The 4,182-nt window shown below is 71.9% G+C and carries 2 protein-coding genes; one reads left to right on the top strand and one right to left on the bottom strand.

Annotated features, from left to right (window positions below; translation table 11 throughout):
* The coding region (locus G5C62_RS25860) for an ExeM/NucH family extracellular endonuclease (RefSeq protein ID WP_164703259.1) at nt 1-2,098 on the top strand (2,098 nt) is incomplete at its 5' end.
* Between the two features lie 82 nt (nt 2,099-2,180).
* Here the strand turns inward: G5C62_RS25860 and G5C62_RS25855 are convergent.
* Nucleotides 2,181-4,182: ExeM/NucH family extracellular endonuclease (locus tag G5C62_RS25855; RefSeq protein ID WP_164703258.1), on the bottom strand; the 2,002-nt coding region annotated here is incomplete at its 5' end.

Genomic DNA, 4,182 nt, shown 5'->3' with positions numbered 1-4,182 from the left:
CGAGATCGGCGACGTGCAGGGCGCGGGCGCGACCACCCCGCTGGCCGGCTCCACGGTCACCGTGGAGGGCGTCGTCGTCGGCGACGTCCCCGGGCTCTCCGGCTTCTACCTGCAGGACGCCGACGGTGACGGCGACGCCGCCACCTCCGACGGGGTCTTCGTCTTCTCCGCGGTCGAGGTCGACCTCGGCGACACGGTCGCGGTGACCGGCGCCGCCGAGGAGTACTTCGAGCAGACCCAGGTCCGCGGCGAGGCGAACGTGGGCGTCTGCGCCGACGGCACCGTGGAGGACCTGCCGGCAGCCACCCCGCTGGACCTGCCCGCCGACGACGACGCCCGCGAGCGGCTCGAGGGCATGCTCGTCGAGCCGGTCGACACCCTGACCGTCAGCGAGGTCTACGCCCTGACCAGCTACGGCGAGCTGACCCTGTCCGAGGGTGGTTTGCTGGTCCAGCCGACGGAGCTGGCCCGTCCCGGCGCCGGTGCGGACGCGATCGCGGCGGACAACGCGCTGCGCAGGATCGTCCTCGACGACGCGCTCAGCAGCCGGGTCAGCGTCACCACCGCGCCCTACCTGTCGCCGGAGACCCCGGTCCGGGTGGGCGACGAGCTGACCTTCACCGAGCCGTTGGTGCTCGGCTACGGCTTCGACGCCTGGCGGCTGCAGCCGGCCGACGGCACCGCGGACGGCGTCTTCGCGCCGCAGAACACCCGTCCGGCCGCGCCGGGCGAGGTCGGTGGCGACGTCCAGCTGGGCGCCTTCAACGTGCTCAACTACTTCCTCACCTTCGGTGGGGTCGGCCGGGGTGCGCCGAACCAGGCCGAGCTCGAGGAGCAGGCCGGCAAGATCGTGCCGGCGATCAACGCGCTGGACGCCGACGTGGTCACCCTGATGGAGATCGAGGACACCGACTCCACCGGCTACACCCCGGGCAACGCGGACACCGCGCTGGCCGACCTGGTGACCCGGCTCAACGCCGACGCCGGCAGCCAGAAGTGGGCCTACGTCGCCTTCCCGGAGGAGCTGTACGCGGTCGACCGGGACGTGATCCGCAACGCGATCATCTACCAGCCCGCCGTCGTCACCCCGGTCGGCGACTCGGTCGGCCTGGTCGACGAGTCGGTCTGGTCCAACGCCCGCGAGCCGATCGCCCAGACGTTCACCGCGGACGGCGACGCCTTCACCGTGGTGGCCAACCACTTCAAGTCCAAGGGCGGCACCGGCACCGGTCACAACCTCGACACCGGGCAGGGCTCGTTCAATGGCGACCGGGTGCGGCAGGCGGAGTCGCTGGCGGCCTTCGCCGAGCAGCTGGAGGCGCAGACCGGTGACTCGGACGTCGTGCTGATGGGCGACTTCAACGCCTACACCCAGGAGGACCCGATCGAGGCTCTCCGCGACGAGGGCTTCGTCAACCTGGGTGAGGAGTTCGACCCGGGCCGGTACAGCTACGTGTTCAACGCACTGTCCGGCTCGCTGGACCACGCGCTGGCCACGGCCGAGCTCACCGCCAAGGTCACCGACGTCGTGCACTGGAACATCAACTCGGTGGAGTCCTTCGCCTACCAGTACGCCGGCGACCCGGAGCTGTACGTGGCGGACCCCTACCGCTCCAGTGACCACGACCCGCTGCTGCTCGGCATCGACCTCCAGTCGGTCGTCGTCGAGCCGGAGCCGCTGCTCTGCCAGGGCCTGGAGCCCACGCTCGTCGGCACGGAGGGCGACGACGTGCTGCGCGGCGGGAACGGCGTGGACGTGATCATGGGCCTGGGCGGCAACGACACGATCACCGGCGGCAACGGCGCCGACGTGATCTGTGGCGGCGACGGGGACGACGTGCTCCGCGGCGGCAACGGGGACGACGTCCTGCTGGGCGGCGCCGGGGACGACGAGCTGCGCGGGGACAACGGCAGCGACACGCTGATCGGCGGCCCGGGCACCGACCTCCTCGACCAGGGGCGGGGCAAGGGCTCCGAGGAGCAGGACGGCGCGGTGGTCTTCGTGTCCACGTCCTACTGGTACCTGTTCCTGAAGGACGAGCCGGAGGACGAGCCCGAGGAGTCCGAGGCGTCCGCCCCGCCGGCGGAACGCGGCTGACCCCCTCCACGAACGACGACGGCGGCGCCCCACCTCGGTGGGACGCCGCCGTTGCTCGGTTCAGGAGCCGATCACCCCTCGGTCAGGACACCGCGCCGTCCTGCTCCTCGGAGCCCTTGCCCCGCCCCTGGTCGAGGAGGTCGGTGCCCGGGCCGCCGATCAGCGTGTCGCTGCCGTTGTCCCCGCGCAGCTCGTCGTCCCCGGCGCCGCCCAGCAGGACGTCGTCCCCGTTGCCGCCGCGGAGCACGTCGTCCCCGTCGCCGCCACAGATCACGTCGGCGCCGTTGCCGCCGGTGATCGTGTCGTTGCCGCCCAGGCCCATGATCACGTCCACGCCGTTCCCGCCGCGCAGCACGTCGTCGCCCTCCGTGCCGACGAGCGTGGGCTCCAGGCCCTGGCAGAGCAGCGGCTCCGGCTCGACGACGACCGACTGGAGGTCGATGCCGAGCAGCAGCGGGTCGTGGTCACTGGAGCGGTAGGGGTCCGCCACGTACAGCTCCGGGTCGCCGGCGTACTGGTAGGCGAAGGACTCCACCGAGTTGATGTTCCAGTGCACGACGTCGGTGACCTTGGCGGTGAGCTCGGCCGTGGCCAGCGCGTGGTCCAGCGAGCCGGACAGTGCGTTGAACACGTAGCTGTACCGGCCCGGGTCGAACTCCTCACCCAGGTTGACGAAGCCCTCGTCGCGGAGAGCCTCGATCGGGTCCTCCTGGGTGTAGGCGTTGAAGTGGCCCGTCAGCACGACGTCCGAGTCACCGGTCTGCGCCTCCAGCTGCTCGGCGAAGGCCGCCAGCGACTCCGCCTGCCGCACCCGGTCGCCATTGAACGAGCCCTGCCCGGTGTCGAGGTTGTCACCGGTGCCGGTGCCGCCCTTGGACTTGAAGTGGTTGGCCACCACGGTGAAGGCGTCGCCGTCCGCGGTGAACGTCTGGGCGATCGGCTCGCGGGCGTTGGACCAGACCGACTCGTCGACCAGGCCGACCGAGTCGCCGACCGGGGTGACGACGGCGGGCTGGTAGATGATCGCGTTGCGGATCACGTCCCGGTCGACCGCGTACAGCTCCTCCGGGAAGGCGACGTAGGCCCACTTCTGGCTGCCGGCGTCGGCGTTGAGCCGGGTCACCAGGTCGGCCAGCGCGGTGTCCGCGTTGCCCGGGGTGTAGCCGGTGGAGTCGGTGTCCTCGATCTCCATCAGGGTGACCACGTCGGCGTCCAGCGCGTTGATCGCCGGCACGATCTTGCCGGCCTGCTCCTCGAGCTCGGCCTGGTTCGGCGCACCCCGGCCGACCCCACCGAAGGTGAGGAAGTAGTTGAGCACGTTGAAGGCGCCCAGCTGGACGTCGCCACCGACCTCGCCCGGCGCGGCCGGACGGGTGTTCTGCGGCGCGAAGACGCCGTCCGCGGTGCCGTCGGCCGGCTGCAGCCGCCAGGCGTCGAAGCCGTAGCCGAGCACCAACGGCTCGGTGAAGGTCAGCTCGTCGCCCACCCGGACCGGGGTCTCCGGCGACAGGTAGGGCGCGGTGGTGACGCTGACCCGGCTGCTGAGCGCGTCGTCGAGGACGATCCTGCGCAGCGCGTTGTCCGCCGCGATCGCGTCCGCACCGGCGCCGGGACGGGCCAGCTCCGTCGGCTGGACCAGCAAACCACCCTCGGACAGGGTCAGCTCGCCGTAGCTGGTCAGGGCGTAGACCTCGCTGACGGTCAGGGTGTCGACCGGCTCGACGAGCATGCCCTCGAGCCGCTCGCGGGCGTCGTCGTCGGCGGGCAGGTCCAGCGGGGTGGCTGCCGGCAGGTCCTCCACGGTGCCGTCGGCGCAGACGCCCACGTTCGCCTCGCCGCGGACCTGGGTCTGCTCGAAGTACTCCTCGGCGGCGCCGGTCACCGCGACCGTGTCGCCGAGGTCGACCTCGACCGCGGAGAAGACGAAGACCCCGTCGGAGGTGGCGGCGTCGCCGTCACCGTCGGCGTCCTGCAGGTAGAAGCCGGAGAGCCCGGGGACGTCGCCGACGACGACGCCCTCCACGGTGACCGTGGAGCCGGCCAGCGGGGTGGTCGCGCCCGCGCCCTGCACGTCGCCGATCTCG

The sequence above is a fragment of the Modestobacter sp. KNN46-3 genome (assembly GCF_011039295.1).
This window is presented reverse-complemented; position numbering and strand designations above follow the sequence as displayed.